The sequence below is a fragment of the Paenibacillus sp. J22FR83 genome (genome assembly GCF_059691955.1).
This window is the reverse complement of record NZ_JCAUAM010000006.1, coordinates 220,604-237,494: the sequence shown is the minus strand read 5'-3', so window position 1 is coordinate 237,494 and position 16,891 is coordinate 220,604. Positions and strand designations below refer to the sequence as shown.

At 45.0% G+C, this 16,891-nt stretch carries 13 protein-coding genes; all 13 read left to right on the top strand.

The window, feature by feature from the left end:
* Window positions 1-34: 34 nt before the first annotated feature.
* The 13 genes from AC58PV_RS13170 to AC58PV_RS13110 all read left to right on the top strand — a co-directional run bounded on the left by AC58PV_RS13170 (window position 35) and on the right by AC58PV_RS13110 (window position 16,872).
* A complete protein-coding gene (locus AC58PV_RS13170) occupies window positions 35-1,087 on the top strand; it encodes a phosphate/phosphite/phosphonate ABC transporter substrate-binding protein (protein WP_497432689.1) in 1,053 nt (350 codons plus the stop codon).
* Window positions 1,088-1,129: 42 nt separating this feature from the next.
* On the top strand, window positions 1,130-1,936 hold the full coding sequence (gene phnC, locus AC58PV_RS13165; protein ID WP_497432688.1) for a phosphonate ABC transporter ATP-binding protein: 807 nt from the start codon (window positions 1,130-1,132) through the stop codon (window positions 1,934-1,936).
* Window positions 1,926-2,711: a PhnE/PtxC family ABC transporter permease gene (locus tag AC58PV_RS13160; RefSeq protein WP_497432687.1), complete on the top strand. Its 786-nt coding sequence runs from the start codon at window positions 1,926-1,928 to the stop codon at window positions 2,709-2,711. Before phnC ends, AC58PV_RS13160 begins: the two co-directional genes overlap by 11 nt.
* A complete protein-coding gene (locus AC58PV_RS13155) occupies window positions 2,712-3,527 on the top strand; it encodes a PhnE/PtxC family ABC transporter permease (protein WP_497432686.1) in 816 nt (271 codons plus the stop codon).
* 108 nt (window positions 3,528-3,635) lie between these two features.
* Window positions 3,636-4,961, top strand: a complete 1,326-nt coding sequence (locus AC58PV_RS13150; RefSeq protein ID WP_497432685.1) for a spore germination protein — start codon at window positions 3,636-3,638, stop codon at window positions 4,959-4,961.
* Between the two features lie 106 nt (window positions 4,962-5,067).
* Window positions 5,068-5,910, top strand: a complete 843-nt coding sequence (locus tag AC58PV_RS13145) for a Ger(x)C family spore germination protein (RefSeq protein ID WP_497432684.1) — start codon at window positions 5,068-5,070, stop codon at window positions 5,908-5,910.
* A gap of 142 nt (window positions 5,911-6,052) precedes the next feature.
* Window positions 6,053-6,880 (top strand): phytanoyl-CoA dioxygenase family protein, encoded by an 828-nt coding sequence (locus AC58PV_RS13140; protein ID WP_497432683.1) that lies wholly within the window; start codon window positions 6,053-6,055, stop codon window positions 6,878-6,880.
* Window positions 6,881-7,169: 289 nt separating this feature from the next.
* A complete protein-coding gene (locus AC58PV_RS13135) occupies window positions 7,170-9,404 on the top strand; it encodes a helix-turn-helix domain-containing protein (protein WP_497432682.1) in 2,235 nt (744 codons plus the stop codon).
* A gap of 243 nt (window positions 9,405-9,647) precedes the next feature.
* Window positions 9,648-10,601 (top strand): ABC transporter permease, encoded by a 954-nt coding sequence (locus tag AC58PV_RS13130; protein WP_497432681.1) that lies wholly within the window; start codon window positions 9,648-9,650, stop codon window positions 10,599-10,601.
* A 13-nt stretch (window positions 10,602-10,614) separates the two neighbouring features.
* A complete protein-coding gene (locus AC58PV_RS13125; RefSeq protein ID WP_497432680.1) occupies window positions 10,615-11,487 on the top strand; it encodes a carbohydrate ABC transporter permease in 873 nt (290 codons plus the stop codon).
* A gap of 30 nt (window positions 11,488-11,517) precedes the next feature.
* Window positions 11,518-13,179 carry a type 2 periplasmic-binding domain-containing protein gene (locus AC58PV_RS13120; protein ID WP_497432679.1) on the top strand — a complete coding sequence of 554 codons (1,662 nt, stop codon included), beginning with the start codon at window positions 11,518-11,520 and terminating at the stop codon, window positions 13,177-13,179.
* Between the two features lie 573 nt (window positions 13,180-13,752).
* Window positions 13,753-14,757, top strand: a complete 1,005-nt coding sequence (locus AC58PV_RS13115) for an ROK family transcriptional regulator (protein ID WP_497432678.1) — start codon at window positions 13,753-13,755, stop codon at window positions 14,755-14,757.
* Window positions 14,758-14,796: 39 nt separating this feature from the next.
* A complete protein-coding gene (locus AC58PV_RS13110; RefSeq protein WP_497432677.1) occupies window positions 14,797-16,872 on the top strand; it encodes a YheC/YheD family protein in 2,076 nt (691 codons plus the stop codon).
* Window positions 16,873-16,891 lie beyond the last annotated feature (19 nt).

Sequence of the window (16,891 nt, the reverse complement as noted above, 5' to 3'; positions counted from 1 at the left end):
TTTAAACTAAACATTTTATGGGAGGTTTTTGATTATGAAAGTGAAGATGTTAACGCTCATGCTTTCCTTATCTTTGGTTGCAGTAACAGCGGGTTGCGGTACGAGTGCTCAGGGTGGAACCGAAGAGGTAAAGACGAAAGACACCATCACCATCGGTTGGTTCCCTAACGAATCCGGTGCAGACATGAAGGTTTCACGGGATGAAATTGGGAAAGTTGTTGCAGCCGCAACTGGCAAAAAGGTAGAGCACAAAACGACGACAGACTACACGATCGCAATCGAAGCTATTGCCAGCGGCAGTGCAGACATGATCTACACGGGAGCGCAAGCGTATGTCGAGGCGAATGCCAAGAATAAGAAGGTCCAGCCGCTAGTCGTTCCGAGTGGGGAATCAGGAACACTGGATGATGCCGTCTATACGAGCTGGTTAAGTGTGCGCAAAGGCGATGGGGATGCCTATAAAGTGGGCAGTATCTATTCGTTAGATAACATTGCCGGTAAAAAGTTTTCGTTCGTATCGAACTCCTCTACATCCGGCTTTAAAATTCCTTCAGGCAGAATCCTTACCTATTTTACGAAAAAAGACAAGTATAAGAGTTTGACGGTGGATGATTTGATTCTAGGCGGCAAAGATAAGTTCTTTAGCGATGTGCTATTTGGAGGAACTCACCAAGGGTCAGCGGTTAACTTGTTAACGAGTAAAGCGGATGTAGCTGCTTTCTGCGATACTTGCGTGGCCAACTATATCGAACTGAGCGCAGGGAAGGACAACACGCCGGGTGCGGTATACAAAGTAAAACAAGGTGCAGCGGAACCTTTTAATACATTGGTAGGTAAAGAGTTCGAGGTTATCTCAGCGACACCGGTACTGAATCAACCCATCGTTATTAACACAGGTACGGTAAGTGCAGAGGACACGAAGAAGATAAAGGATGCCCTCACATCGGATGCGGTAACGAAAAACCCACTGATCTTTATTCCCAAAGATTCGAAGGAACCCGGCATGTTCAAGCAAAAGACGGGCAAAGAAAAGTTTCTTTCCGTGGATGACGCCTTCTTCAACCCTATCCGAACACTCTACAACTAAACGTATGACAACGTGCAAAACCGATCGATTGAGGGAGCAGCTATGACAACATTACTCGAATTCAAGCAGGTATCTAAGCAGTATGGTATGGATACTAAAGCGTTAACGGATGTTAATTTTGCCGTGAAAGAAGGCGAGTTCGTGTCGATTATCGGCCCCTCAGGGGCTGGTAAATCCACATTGCTCCGCTGTATGAACCGTATGATTGATGCGTCTAGTGGCGAAATTTTATTTCATGGCGTTAATATTTTATCATGTAAGAAGAAGGAATTGAAACGGCTTAGAACTCAGATGGGCATGGTATTCCAGCATTATAATTTAGTGAACAGACTGTCTGTGATCGAAAATGTTTTGCACGGGCGTCTTGGTTATAAGTCGACCTTGGAAGGGGTTCTTGGGCTTTACTCCAAGGAGGAGAGGCTGCAAGCCATCAGCATTTTGAGAACCCTCGGACTAGAGGAACAGATCTATAAACGATGTGATCAATTAAGCGGTGGGCAAAAGCAGCGAGTTGGGATTGCCAGAGCTCTTGTGCAGAATCCCCAAATACTGCTTTGCGATGAGCCGATTGCTTCGTTAGATCCGAATGCCTCGAAGGTCATCATGGATCACCTGCGTACGATTTCTACCACGATGGGAATCACGGTTATTGTTAATCTGCATCAAGTAGATACAGCCCTGAAATACTCAGATCGGATACTTGGCGTAAATAAAGGTTCCATCGTATATGATGGTCAGCCGACAGGAATCAATCGCGAGCAATTAGCGAGAATTTACGGTTCGGAGGTTGATGAGTTTCAAGAGGAGTTGGAAGTGCTAGAAGAGCTGGAGGGCAGTTATGCAAGATAATTTCTTTGCCAGAAAGCGCTTGAAGACATTCCTATATTGTGCCCTATTATTAGCCATAACCGTCGTTGCCATACTCATAACGAACTATGACGTGATCAAAGGATTTACTTCCATACCGAAGGCGGCCGAGTGGGCAGTCAACAATTTCTATCCGAATGAAAAGTCGTTAAAGCGGCTTCCTGTTATTATCAGCAGCATCTCGGAGACGATTCTCGTTTCTATTGCGGCAACGGCAGTTGCAGCCTTATTTGCCTTGATGTTTGCGATCGCGGGCTCCCATACAACGGGGGTAGGCGGCGTGCTCGGTTGGGTGAGCCGATCGATCGCGACCGTATTTCGTAACATTGATGTATCCGCTTGGTCGATGATCTTATTAATATCTTTCGGTCAAAATGTACTGACGGGATACTTCGCACTTTTCTTTGGCACCTTCGGCTTTTTGACCCGTGCCTTTACGGAGTCGATTGACGAAGTAAGCAGCAGTTCTGTAGAAGCATTAAGATCTACAGGGGCAGGCTATTTTGCTATTATTTCGCAATCTGTCATTCCCGCTTGCATTCCCCAACTGATCAGTTGGATCTTATTCATGATGGAAACGAACATTCGTCAGGCCACCTTAATTGGTATTCTAACCGGTACGGGGATTGGTTTTCTATTCAACTTGTACTACAAGAGTCTTAATTTCAGCGCTGCCTCTTTAGTTGTCCTAGTTCTTGTCCTTGCTATCTTTGTGATAGAAACGGTTTCTACCCACATCAGGAAGGTGATCATGTAAATGAGCATGGAAGAACTGGAAATGAAGAAGCCGTTCAACAAACAAAAGATGGTGATTCGGCTGACCTTGGCGTCAATCGTGGTATTGACGTTATATGCATTCGTAACATTTGATTATAAGGAAATTCAATTTCTAGATGCGCTTATCTCAACTGCCCATACCCTTAAAACGATGTTCTTTCAGCCGCATTTCAAACACATTACGTTTCTCAGCGCGGTTACCTTTTTATTTATCACTCTCGGATTGGCATTTCTGACAACGTTGTTCGGCGCTGTTATTGCTTTGGTACTTGGCTTAATGGCTGCCACCAATCTCTCCAACCCGACTCTTTCTGTCATAGTTAAAGGTATTGTTGCTTTTATTAGAGCGGTACCAACGGTTCTGTGGGTGTTGATTTTTGCCGTTGCTGCGGGACTGGGCAGTGTGGCTGCGGTTATTGGAATGACATTCCATTCTGTCAGCTATCTCGTGAAAACATATTCGGAATCATTCGAAGAGTTAGATAAAGGCGTCATTGAAGCGTTGAAAGCAAGCGGTGCCAATTGGGTGCAAATCGTGTTTCAAGCTGTGTTGCCTTCGTCGATCACCTATTTGATTTCATGGACGTTTATGCGATTTGAGATTAATTTCTCGGTAGCATTAGCCATGGGGGCAGCAGCAGGTGCAGGGGGAATCGGGTATGATTTCTTTATGGCTAGCTCCTATTATTATGATGTGAGGGAAATCGGAGCCATTACGTATCTCATTCTGACGTTTGCCATCGTATTGGAACTAGTAGCAGGCAGAATAAAGAAGAAATTACGAGCACAATTGTAAAATCATAAAGTCTGCGGCGCGAAAAAAGCTGTAGGCTTTTTTGGGTATCACATAAATTTCCTCTTTATGGGTATAATCCCAATTACATACCCATAAGGAGGTCTGGTCATGCATAAGCTGATGGAGCACATTCAGGCACAATTACTTCATACGGATGATTTGGTCATACGCCCCTTCGAGCTTGCTGGTGCTCAGGCTTACTTAATGTATATAGAAACACTGTGCGATAAAGCTAAGCTGGAAGAGAGCGTTTTTAAACAATGGTTTCAAACGAATTCGCACGCTTATGACAACCTAGAAGTAGAGCAGCTGATTACTTCATCAAACGTAGATGCAATCCGCACTTCCCAAGATGGCGTCACTGCGTTACTGCAGGGGAAGGGACTTATCGGGATTGAAAAAGCGGAGCATCTATTTGCGTTTAACGCGGAACAGTCGAATGTTCGAACCATTCAAGAGCCTGCGAATGAACTTTCCATCGTCGGGGAGCGAGCTGGGTTCGTCGAGCATTTGAATGTTAATTTAAATATGATCCGAGTTCGTGCTACGGAGAAAAATCTCAAAGTACGCTATCTCTCTGTCGGTAAACAAGAGGCGCATAAAGTAGCAGTCGTCTGGGTCGATGGCATGGCAGAGGAGCCCATCGTGCAAGAAACGATTCGTCGCTTAGTTGCTTTTCGATCAACAACGGAAGTTCATCCTGGTAAACTCCAGAAGCAATTGACAGCCCAAAAGTCGATCTTCCCCCAAGTTTTCGGCACGGAGCGAATCGATATAGCAACAAGTCTGCTGTTACAAGGACGAATTGCGATATTCTGCGATCAAAGCTCAACTTGTCTAATCGTACCTGCTTCTTTCTACACGTTTCTAAAATCGGCCGATGCCATATTAATGGGGTTTGCGACATCTTGGCTGCTGCAAGGCTTAAGAGCCATCGGGCTATTTCTGAGCTTATATATTTGCAGCTTGTACATCGCGACAACGACGTTTCATCACGAAATTCTGCCAGCTAAGATGACGATCAACATCAAGAGTTCCTTGGAGAACGTCCCGTATCCACCGATTATCGAAGCGGTTCTCATGATTCTCATTTTTCAATTGATTGCTGAAGCTACGATTCGCTTGCCCTCGCAATTAGCCCAAATGGTCGGTGTGGCGGGAGGAATTATTATCAGTGAATCACTTGTCAAAATCGGGTTCGTTTCCAATGTATTCATTGTCATTGTCTCTTTATCCATGATTGGTTCCTTTATGATTCCCACCTATCAAATGCGCATAACAACGTTAGCCGTTCAAGTATTGCTGCTCTTTGGCGCAACGTTCTTGGGCTTCTACGGCATTATGTTTGTCACGATTGCCTTATTGGTTCATTTTTTTGCCCTAGAGCCGTTCGGTGTGCCCTATTGCATGCCGATAAGGAGTAAAGCCAAATGACGACGGGCGCTCTTCGCATCGGTTCTGTGCAGTTATACTGCATCTTATTGCAGGCTCAGTTCGGTTCAGCGGTTATTTCCATTGCTGGTGATATTTACAAAAGATTGTGTCCCAGCATATGGACTTGCGAGAAACGCGTATCCTGTTGGTCAATCGAACCTTTGCGGAGAAAAATCTATACGAAGGCTTGGATTTTTTTTATCGGGAAGCTCATTTTCCAATCAATGTCTATATTGCAGTTACAGAAGAGCCCGCTCAAAAAATTGTTCAAACCGATGTTGAGGACCGTTCATTAATCAGCGAATACTTATACGATTTGCTCACAAGCGGTGAGGAGGAGGGCTTACTCCCCCAAGAATCACCCTATTTAATAGCGCCAATCATGTTCGCGCAAGGGATCGATAATGTATTGCCCTACTTAACGCAATCAACTGTTCGTAGACGAGCAAAAGTAGAGGGCCTTGCCCTTTTTCACAATGAACGCATGACAGGCCGCATGGACGAGCTTCACGCCAGGTCCTTCGTTCTACTCAAAGATAAGAAGTCGTACGGCACTTTGACGGAACAAGTTGGTCCCAAGAACAGCTTTGTGACATTCTCCTACAACACATCGAAGCATACGATTAAACTCCAGACTGAGGGAACCTTTCAAGCCGATCTATACACCAAAGTGAATTGCGAGTTAATCGACAATCCATCGGGTACGCGGTTACAACAATCGGATATCGAGGAGATGACAACCCAGTTGGAAGCCATTTTAACGAAGCGCGCGGAAGAAACCATTCAGAAGCTTCAAGAAGCTCATTGCGATGCGCTGGGGATTGGGCTTCGAATTAAAGCGCATCACCCTAAGCTTTGGAAGACGATTGACTGGAATCATGCGTATCCAGTTGCGAAGATTCATGCCCATTTTGATGTTCGGATTGAAAATCAAGGGTTGTTGAATTGAAAAGCCAGCAGTAGGCTGCTTGAAAAAGTGGGAGGAAAGGAAGGAAAAGGTGCTTCCTTTCCTCCTTTTAAATTAACTATTTACACGAGTAAATTTTTAGAATAAAGTAAGCATATAAACCTTTAAAGAGGAGTGATTCGCTATGACTACACAAAGTTTAGATATTCCCGCATTAATCCAACAATTTAACGAGGACGGTTATTTGATTTTACCTGGTATTTTATCGGAAGATAAAGTCAATCGGTTGAATGCCGCCATTGACAGGATTGTTGCCGAGGAACCAGCATCCTTAGCCTATAATATTTATAACAGCGTAGAGCGTGATGACGAAATCGCTGCGCTGATCGATGAACCATCTCTGCTCCCGCTCATGGTCAATTTGCTCGGCTTTAACATTCAATTACATATTTCACATTTAACCATTCGGAAACCGAATCCGAACGATGTGAAAACCGAGTCACACAGCTTCATTAACTGGCACCAAGACGGACCGCATCCGCAGTTCCCGCAACAAAATGGCATCACTTCTACGTATTATATTAAAACGTGCTATATTCTGAGCGACATGTCACAGCCGGATCGCGGCAATACCAAAGTAATTCCGGGCTCTCACAATAAGCCGTTTCATCCGGGGAGTCAGGACGTGAATGGTCTAGTGGCCGGCGAAGTACAAGTCTGTGGCAAACCTGGGGACGTGTTTATTTTCCCACAAAATTTGTGGCACGCCGGAGCGCCTAACCGCTCTGAGTTTACACGCAGACAATTATTTCTGGGGTACAGTCCGATTTGGATGAGACCTATTGATTACCGCACCGCATCTGACCGGTTGTTGGAAAATGCATCGCCTGCACGCAAGCAGTTGTTGGGTGTGATTGCTCAAGATCCGTTTAAATATTACGTTCCACAGGAGTCCATGGTACCATTGAAAGAGCTATTTGTGCAGGATGCTGGGAAAAGTGTGTATAAGTAAGCTCGTTATTGTTGGTTGTTGGTTGTTGGTTGTGTATGTATTATATGTTAATCAATTTGAGAAGCCAGCAAACCTTGTGTTTGCTGGTTTTATGCATTTATGTTCATCACATGGAAATTTGATACCATTCAGGAAAAAAGCATATTGCATCTTTCCGATGCATTAACGATAGTTAAGTCTATACGGTACCCGAAGGTGGGGGATATGCTAATAGTTCTATGGAAACTAGACGAATATTCCCTTTTTGTGTAGAGTATTATCCATGACAATACAGACATAGGGGATCATAATGATGAGGAAAAAATGGTTTAATCGCTTGCTGCTTTCCTATATACCCGTATTGATATTGGTGACATTCGTTCTGTCTTTCGTATTCTTCTATATGGTGAATACGATCTCGTCGAACCAAGCCAAGCAAGCTAATCGCGTATATACGGAACAAGTCGTGAGCACGGTTGATTTTACATTGAAGAAGGTTGAGCAGCTCGTAGTTAATGCATTCAATAATGATGAAAGCGCTCACTTATTTTTCTATAATACACCAGAAGATCGATATAACTCGCAGTTCATTCCTTCTAAAAAAATAGGAGAGCTAACGTCACTTATCCCGGAAATTGACTCTCTCTACTTATATAGGGCAACCGATCAGTCTGTGTTAATGAAGGATTCTCTCATGCAAGCAAGCGATTCATCGGAGTATCCGTTTATTCGCAAGTTGTTGCAAGACGGCATCCCTCCGGGCTGGGTTCCGGTCCGTTCATTTAAGCAATCCGATGATGCACCTGTGAATTCGGTTGTTTCTCTCGTCAGAGGTGTTCCGCTGCTGACAGGCGAGAAAGGGTTCGTCGTTGTGAACATCAATGTGAAGGCAATCGCTAATTTGGTCCGAGATATGTCTGCTTCCAAATTCAGTTATGTCGATATTATCGACCAAGCGGGGAACCAGGTTGTCAAGGAAAGCGAGATTCAGCACTCAACAACGTTGACAACGTTGGTCTCGAGCTATTCGGGTTGGCAGATTGAGAGCGGGCTGCACGACGGGGGTACGTTTACATTGTTCGCCACGATCCCGATGTTATGGCTAGTGATCATTCTGCTGGCGATTCTGATCGGTATTGCGTGGATTGTGTTGGTGACTAAGCGCAATTACAAGCCGCTGAAGGCCATTATGGACAAATTGGAGAGTTCCTCCTCTTCCAAAAGCAAGTTATTCCAAGATTCCGAGGGGCAGGACGAGTTGCAGTTCTTGGATAAGGCAATTACGAGTCTCATTGAGCAGTCGAATGAGTATCAACAACAACAAGCGCAAGGGATGGCATATCGTCGCCAGCGTTTCATTCATGATTTGCTGACCGGAAATCGGATGTTTTCCGATGAGGATTGGCGGTTGGAAGCTAGTCTACTCGAAAGTCCTGACACGTATGATTATTGGCATGTTATGGCCATTGGCATTGATGGGTATGCGGAGTTTACGAAGTTATATGATTATCGTGATCAAATTTTACTCAAGTTCGTTGTGCAAAATGCGCTGCAAGAAATCGCAGACAAGCACGGTTGCCGAATTTGGATGGCGTGGATGGATGCGACGCGTCTAGGAGCGGCGATACAGGTGTTGCCGAATACGCAGGATTCGCAAGATCGAAGCCAAGCTGCGGCTCATATTGCTGGGGAACTCAACGCATGGATCCGCAATCATTTGAAATTTACAGTTTCCGTAGGAATTGGCAGCGATGTGACGGATGTGAGTGAAGTTTCGTTATCCTATGAAGAAGCGATGCATGCACTTGATTATAAAATCGTGCTGGGCGCAGATCAGGTTATTTCCGCTAGTGAAGTGAAAGTGAACAGCCAAGCGGCTTATAGTCACTATCATGAAATCCGAGTCACTGCCGGTCAATTTAAGCAAGGGAATACAGAATGGAAGCCGCTATTCCGTCGTTTGGCAGAATCGATGAAGCAGGATCCCATGTCTCGTCAAGAATTACGGATGATCATGGATTATATGAACTATCAATGGAATGCGGCATTTCAGGAAATGCTTCCTGAATACCGAGGATACTGGGAAGAAACGGCTTTCCCTCAGCTGCAGGCAGAGATCGGGCAGTTGGAGACGGTCGAAGTGACGATGAGTCGTTATTATAATTGGCTTGAGCGAACCGATGATCAACTGAAAGAGTTGCGTGAGCGACGCAACGTTCATTCTACGGCACCACGCATTAAGGCGTATATTGACGCCAATTATGGGGATTCTAATTTATCGCTCAATCTCTTGAGTGAACATTTTAATCTCAGCACGAAGTATGTCAGTCAGCTATTTAAAGATGAGATCGGCATTAAGTTTACGGAGTATCTGGCAGGTTTGCGGATCGAGCAAGCCAAAGTTCTCTTGAATGTCTCCAATGATTCGATTCAAGAGATTGCCAATCAGGTTGGCTACGACAACACATTATCTTTCATCCGGATGTTTAAGAAGATTGAACAGATCACCCCAGGCGATTACCGCAAGTCAGGGAAAGACGAGTAGAGAGTAGAAGGGCAGTTAACTGCGAGAATAAGGTTCAAATAGCGTTCCGTAGGAGTGGAGCGCTGTTTGGGCCTTTTTTTCGGTATACAATTTTCTAGGTTATAAGCATAAATCCGCCTCACCTTTTCGAACAAGAATAACGTGCGTAAAGCATGAAAATGAGCTCTTGTCTAAGGCTGTGTGTAGCCGTTTTAATAAGGGTACAACACGCAACACACAGAATGTGAACAAGGGGAGGATTGGATGGACAACTTGAAACAGGCGATAACAGGATTGCAGTCGTCTGCCACGCAGAAAGTAATAGTGAAGAAGAGCAGGCGTCAAGATCGCTGGTTATTCTTTTTATTTTTACCGGCATTGGTCTACTTTGTACTTTTCAAATACGTGCCGATGGGCGGGCTCGTACTCGCTTTCAAAGATTACAACTTGCACGATGGCATTATGCACAGTCGTTGGGTAGGCTTGGATAACTTTCAACTGCTATTTAGAAATCCAGATATGCTGAAAGTCGTTCGTAATACGCTTATGATCAGCTTGCTGACCGTGGTCGTGGGATTCCCTTTCCCCATCATCATTGCCATTCTACTGAATGAAATGAAAGGGCAGTTATTCAAACGGACGATACAAACCTTCTTGTATTTACCTCATTTTCTCAATTGGGTTATCGTTGGTTCATTTGTTGTACTGCTGATGGCCCAAGAACATGGGGCTGTGAATCATCTATTGGAACGTTTCACGGGGCATAGATACGCTTTCTTATACAATGAAGGTTCATGGTTGGCTGTATTCCTAGGTTCTCATGTCTGGAAGGAAGCGGGATACGGTTCCATTATTTATTTGGCAGCCTTAAGCAACATTGACACAAGTTTGTATGAATCGGCTTCGCTAGACGGTGCGAATAAGTGGAAACAGATTTGGCACATTACGCTGCCAGGCATTATGCCAGTCATTGTTCTGATGATGATCTTATCCCTGGAGCATGTGATGGATGTTGGGTTTGACGCCATTTATGTACTTGGCAATGCGAGCGTAAGGGATATTGCGAATGTCATCAGCACGTGGAGTTACGCGATCGGCTTAGGTCAGGCAAAGTACAGTTTGACGACAGCTCTTGGCTTTTTCCAATCACTCGTAGGACTGATCTTGGTCTTAACGGCAAATACGATTGCACGCAAGTTTAATCACGGATTATGGTGAAGGGGGAGATCGCATGAAACAGTCTTCTGGGGAACGGATCTTCTACTCCGTCAATTATGCGGTTATGGGCCTCATCGGTTTTATCTGCATACTCCCATTAATCTATTTGTTGGCAGTGTCCTTAAGTTCAGAGCAAGCGGTCGTTTCAGGCAAAGTGGGGGTGTGGCCAGTCGGGTTTAATTGGGATAATTACCGACTTGTGATAGAAGGGTCCAACATTGGCAAGGCGTTCTGGAACAGCATTGTGATTACGGTCTTCGGTACTTGTTTAAATATGGGCTTTACCATTCTGGCCGCTTATCCGCTAGCTAAGAAAGCATTCAAAGGCCGGCGATTCTATACCATGCTGATCCTGTTTACGATGTTGTTCAATGCCGGGTTAATTCCCAACTATTTGTTGGTCAAAAATCTAGGGCTCGTGAACACTTACTGGGCACTTTGGCTGCCCTCGCTGATCAGTGTGTACAATATGCTGGTGTTAAAAACGTTTTTCGAAACGCTTCCCGATGAAATTGAAGAAGCAGCGAGAATCGATGGAGCAAGCGAAGCTAGACTCCTTCTTCAGATCATCTTGCCATTGTCGATGCCTGTACTGGCGGCCCTTACCTTATTTTATGCCGTTGGACATTGGAATTCTTTCTTGAATGTCATGCTCTATATCAACTCCAGCGATAAGAAGAACATGGCCGTTATGGTTCAAGAGATGGTAGTGAACAGTTTCTCACGCCAAATGGACCAGGTGCAACCCGATCAGGTGCAAATGGTTACGCCAGAAGCGATTCGAGCTTCTAGTATTTTCATTATGATTGTCCCTATGCTGATTCTGTATCCGTTCTTGCAAAAGTATTTTGTTAAGGGGATTATGGTCGGTTCGATAAAAGGGTAAAAGTAAACTATATTTCACAGGAGGGTTCGTATGAAAAACAAAAAGACATGGGTATACGCAGGTTTGGTCACAACAGCGGCAATTGGGATGGTGCTGACAGGCTGTTCGAAAGAGGAGAAAACGGCAACGACAACGACAGGAACAATTTCCCCGAGTGCTGCTGCGCCAGCGGCAAAGGGAAAAGTATCGATTACCGTCTATGATCGAGCGAAAATTCCTGCGGAAGAAGGCAACTTTGAGAAGAATCGTTGGGTTGACTATATGAACAAAAATGGCCCTGTCGATCTTACAATCGTACCGGTTCCTCGCGACAAAACGATCGATAAATTAAACGTGCTGTTCGCTTCGGGAAGCGCGCCGGATATTATCGTGGATTATAACGCACCGGACCGTTCCACTTGGTATGAAAGTAAACAATTAATGCCGTTAAACGATATGATTGATAAATACAGCACGGTCTATAAGCAGCAGTTGGAGAAATATCCGATATTGAAAAAGCTCGGTACCCGAGCGGACGGAAAATTGTACGATATCGGTGCTGTACGCCAAGGTGACATTAACTGGATGCTGTGGGTGCGGACGGATTGGTTAAAGAAATTGAATCTGGAAGTGCCGAAGACATCAGAGGACATGTTGAAAGTAGCTAAGGCCTTCGTCGATCAAGATCCAGACGGAAACGGCAAGAAAGATACGTACGGCATGGCGCTTGGCGGGTATTTGAACTGGGCAGCTGCTGACTATATGTTCGGGGTACCGTATAACACGAAATATCAGGATCAGAACAATGCGTTCTCCGTTTCATGGAAAAACATGCAAGCAGCAACAGCCTTTAAGAAGCAAATGTTCGATTTGGGCCTCGTCGATAAGGATTTCTTGACCGACCAGAACGGGGATAAAGCGAAACGCGATTTTATTAACGGCAAGCTCGGATTTTATATGACGCAGCGCAGCGAGGCACAGGCGGTATTTGAATCGCTGAGAAAGAATGACCCGAATGCACAAGTGATCCCGATTGCGCTGCCAAGCACACCGAACGGCCAATTCAGCCCAGCAATTAATACGCCGTTTGCGATGGCTGGTGTTGTCAATGCGAAAGCGAAAGATCCGAAAGCGGTTATTCAATACATCGACTTCTTGAACGCAGAGAAAACGGTGAAGACGCTTCGTTGGGGAACGGAAGGTGAACACTATAAGCCGAATGCGAATGGTTGCCCAGTTCCTACTGATGCTGCCAAGAATACGGCAGAACGCAGTTGGAATGCCGATTACTCTATTCTCGTGAGCGAAGAATCGATGATGAAATGCGATCCGGTACTAGATCTGCTCGATGCTAGCAACGCGACGCAGACGGATTATAAGAAGGTCGTTGAAGCAGCTCGGAAAATCTACCTGAACCCAAGCAACCCAATGCCGGGCTCCGTAATCGACCTAAGCTTGCCATCCTTGCCTTCTGAGCTGAATACAATTGTCTCCAGTGTGAACTTTGACGATGAGTTGAAGAAATCCGTTGTGACAGGCAACTATTCTGCGGACAGTGTGATTACGAACATTCAGGATACGTGGAAGAAGGCAGGTGGAGACAAGGTAGACGAATTCTACAACAACTGGTATAAGCAAAATAAAACGAATGCTGTCTCCATTAAAGATGTTTACGACCTCTTAGTTCAACAGCAGAAGCAAGCAGGGAAATAATCAGGGAAATAGAGTCACATTTCCTTCTGGCGAGAAAAGATTCAATAGAAAGAGTGTCTCCCCATGTTGGGGGACACTCTTTCTGCCGTTAGTAAGCGGTTTAGAATCTCGCGTATTAGCATTATTTTAGGAGGACTAAAGTCCTAGTAGGTAGAATGGTTATTGATATTTGGCCCTAGGTATTCACTTAAGAAATCGGAAAAAACTTGAAAACGTTCTCGCTGCAATCATAACTTTAACTATTGCTGGCATAGGCAAGGCTGAGAGCGAAAAATGATGCGCAGCGCAAAAAATACGGGTTGCTGCTGCAGTGTAGTGTTGTTTAAAGGTTGTGGACAAGCACGATCTGGTGGCTCGACTCGGAGGCGATGAGTTCGTTGCTTTTCATATCTGGAGATATCCACCGTATTGAGTCTGTGTCTACAGCCTTTTTACAGGAGGTCATAAGAGAATTTCAGATTTATGAGAAACCCCTGCAGTAGTTGGATTGCCCTCACCTGTAACATCTGCTAAGATAGACTCAACTTATTAAATCGTTTTAATAAGTCTATCGCGCTTTTAAAATGAAAGGCTGTGAATGACATTACGAATCTATACCAGGCATCCAACGAACAGTTGATTCACCGCATCCGCGCAGGACTTATCATGATGGGGAGCGCCACGAAAGCGGAGTTAAGTCAACGATTAGGAATAAGTTTTCCCACGATCAGTAAGTTTATAGCTCAGATGGAGAGCGAAGGAGAAATCCGTTTTACAGGAAATGATGATTCCAGTGGAGGCAGAAGAGCGAAACGGTATACGTACGATCCGGAATATATGCTGGGATTAGCTATCTTTCTTGAAAAAAATGAGACGAATTATTCTATATTTAATTGCATTGGGGAATTGAAAGAGCAGGGGTCAACGTCGAGCGTACTACAACACGATACCCAACTACTGGAGGAGCTTATTGAATCACTGATTGAAAAGTATCCGAAGCTCCGTTCGATTGCGATTGGAGTTCCAGGCGCCGTCAACAACGGGAATATTATCTTTATCCCATCCTATCCACATTTCCTTAACTATGATTTAAAAGGAGAAATTGAAGCACGATTCCAATTACCTGTCGTCGTCGAAAATGATATGAATGCATCTGTTCTTGGATATGCGTCGAATTTTGAAATCGAGAATGAATCACTGGTTTACCTTTATATTGGTGAGAATGGGCTGGGCTCAGGTATTATGATTAATGGTGATGTCGTGCGCGGCAGTACATCTTTCTCAGGCGAGATATCCTTCGTACCCTTGTACGATCAGAAATCATTCTTTCAAGCACTACATGCCGAAGAAAACAAGCGCGACAACCAGGTTGATGCGATCGCCCGGTTGATAGCCACAATGGCTGCGATTATCAACCCTAGGACAGTTGTTTTTCGTGACGATGAGGTAGATGAATCGCTCTTGGCTAGTATCGCAGAAAGAAGCTCACACTATATAGCTCAGGAACATATTCCCATGCTGGTGATGAGCCATTGGAGACAAGATTATTTGACCGGGCTGCAGTATCTAGCGCTTAATTTGATGATTACAGAGTGTTGATATGCCAAGAGGGACCATAGTTGAAAGGTGGAAATTGTAGTGCTGCTTGGTGTATTTCATCCGAATGATCCTTTTGCGGTAATGACGGAGAAGCGTGTACAGGCCATTGTCGCGGAGTCCGTCAAACAAGGGGTTGAATTGGTATTCTTCAATGAATTAGGCATTAATCTGGATCTAAAAACAATTGACGGCACGGTTTATGATGGGGAGCGCTGGGTGCAAGGCACGTACCCATTTCCGCAAGCCGTTATGAATGTGAGACCATGGGGGCCGCGCAGGCGTTCGGATAAAGAATTGATTTTCAGGAAAATCGTTCCGTTTACCGCGTTTTTAATTGATGATAAATGGGAGATTACGAAGATGGTCTCATCTTTCCCTTCCTTAGCACCATATATCGTTCCGACAGCCATCCTTAGCCGTGTGGATCAGATTGATGAGTTGTTGGAGTCGCACGCCAAACTGGTCATTAAACCCGTGCAAGGCAGTCGCGGCGTAGGTGTCCAAGCATTGATTTATAAGGATAGCCAATATGGTTTGCAGCAGGGAGCGGACTGGATTTGGATGAATCGCGAAGAGATGCAAGACTATGTGCTGAATTTGAGTAAAGATTTTATGATTCAGCCCTATATCGTGTGTCTGACGCCAGAAGGGGAGCCCTTCGATTTCCGTGTCCTTGTTCAACGTAATGGTGAAGGAAATTGGCAAGTTACCATTATTTATCCTCGCATCGGCGCGAAAGATACAATTACGAGCAATGTGAGCATTAGTGGTCGCACAGAAGAATTACAAAGCTTCTTACAGCGTGTATTTCCTGATGATCATGAGTTCTTTCCTCCCGTGCTGACGAAGCTCGGTTTGGAACTCGCTGAATTCATTGATTCCCACTACGCTTATCCATTGAATGAGTTGGGTATTGACCTTGCGATTGATTCGCAGCGGCGCATCTGGTTCTATGAAGCTAACACATGTCCAGGCACATTGTATCATGAACAAGAGCGAGCTGTAGAAGCCGTAGCCTATGTGAAATACATAGCTGAGAATGCCCTGCAAGATCAGCTGTTGACGCCATCTAACAACTTTTCCTTTACTACGTTCGGTTTGTTATTCAGGACAGCCCCATCGCTACAGGATCTGGAGGCGTATGCGCTAGTTGCGCAAGCCCATCATGTTCAACTGGTGTACTTCTTGCTGGAAGATGTTCGTTTCAGAGCGGGATCGATATCCGGATTTTGGCGAGAAGGGACGGAGTGGGTCGCTAGAAATTTCGCTTTTCCCGATGTTGTATATAACGTGATGGAGCAAGAGGATGTGGATGCTTCTCACGAGCTGTATCGATCCAAATCGAACATGCTGTTAACCGCTAGAGAACCCAAAGGGTTTGTTCCTTCTGCGCTATTTTTCGCTATTGCGTCTAGACATCCTCTACTGGCGAAACACTTGCCTGCTTCGATACGTCCTGAGACTCGCGAGGAAGCCAAGGACTTTGTGGATCGACACCACTTCGTTATGATGAAGTCCGATAATGCACAAGAATTGGAAGATATCATTATGATTCAACGTTTTCCCACTCATTATGTGGTTAGAGATGGTGCGTACTTACATTCCTTCGAAGAAGCGGAATTTCTCTCGTTCTTGGACTTGTTCAGTGAAGCGAGCTACATTCTCATCCAACAAGTGGATAGTAGGACACATGACGGTCATTCGCTGCATATTCGGGTCTATATGTTCAAACAGCCTGGCGGTACTTGGGAAACGATTCAGATTGCTCCTCATCTTGCATTAGTTTCATCTAACCCCAGTGATTCGCTTCCGTTCCCAGTAGACTGGGAATGGTTGGTTGACCGGGAGTTCAGCGAGGAGTTAGGTATTGAATTGGAAGGAAAAATACAAGATATTGCCCGTACGATGGCTGAACAACTGGGGCTAGCCAACCGCAATCGTATTCATGAGTTGATCTTGGATTTTGCTATTGATCAGAACGGAGAAGCTCGTCTGCTTGGAGGAGAATTCGACGGACCAGCAGGAGCCGTTCACCCGTATGACATCGCTCGCCGCGTTATTCCATATGCCCTATCCTTGCTTAATTTCAAATATCGAAGAGCTGCTCGTCAATAGACTTAATTCCTTGCAAAGA

What these genes read in the sequence shown, in the direction of transcription:
- AC58PV_RS13170 (WP_497432689.1), top strand. Translation starts at nt 35, where the DNA reads ATGAAAGTGAAGATGTTAACGCTCATGCTTTCCTTATCTTTGGTTGCA.
- phnC (WP_497432688.1), top strand. Translation starts at nt 1,130, where the DNA reads ATGACAACATTACTCGAATTCAAGCAGGTATCTAAGCAGTATGGTATG.
- AC58PV_RS13160 (WP_497432687.1), top strand. Translation starts at nt 1,926, where the DNA reads ATGCAAGATAATTTCTTTGCCAGAAAGCGCTTGAAGACATTCCTATAT.
- AC58PV_RS13155 (WP_497432686.1), top strand. Translation starts at nt 2,712, where the DNA reads ATGAGCATGGAAGAACTGGAAATGAAGAAGCCGTTCAACAAACAAAAG.
- AC58PV_RS13150 (WP_497432685.1), top strand. Translation starts at nt 3,636, where the DNA reads ATGCATAAGCTGATGGAGCACATTCAGGCACAATTACTTCATACGGAT.
- AC58PV_RS13140 (WP_497432683.1), top strand. Translation starts at nt 6,053, where the DNA reads ATGACTACACAAAGTTTAGATATTCCCGCATTAATCCAACAATTTAAC.
- AC58PV_RS13135 (WP_497432682.1), top strand. Translation starts at nt 7,170, where the DNA reads ATGATGAGGAAAAAATGGTTTAATCGCTTGCTGCTTTCCTATATACCC.
- AC58PV_RS13130 (WP_497432681.1), top strand. Translation starts at nt 9,648, where the DNA reads ATGGACAACTTGAAACAGGCGATAACAGGATTGCAGTCGTCTGCCACG.
- AC58PV_RS13125 (WP_497432680.1), top strand. Translation starts at nt 10,615, where the DNA reads ATGAAACAGTCTTCTGGGGAACGGATCTTCTACTCCGTCAATTATGCG.
- AC58PV_RS13120 (WP_497432679.1), top strand. Translation starts at nt 11,518, where the DNA reads ATGAAAAACAAAAAGACATGGGTATACGCAGGTTTGGTCACAACAGCG.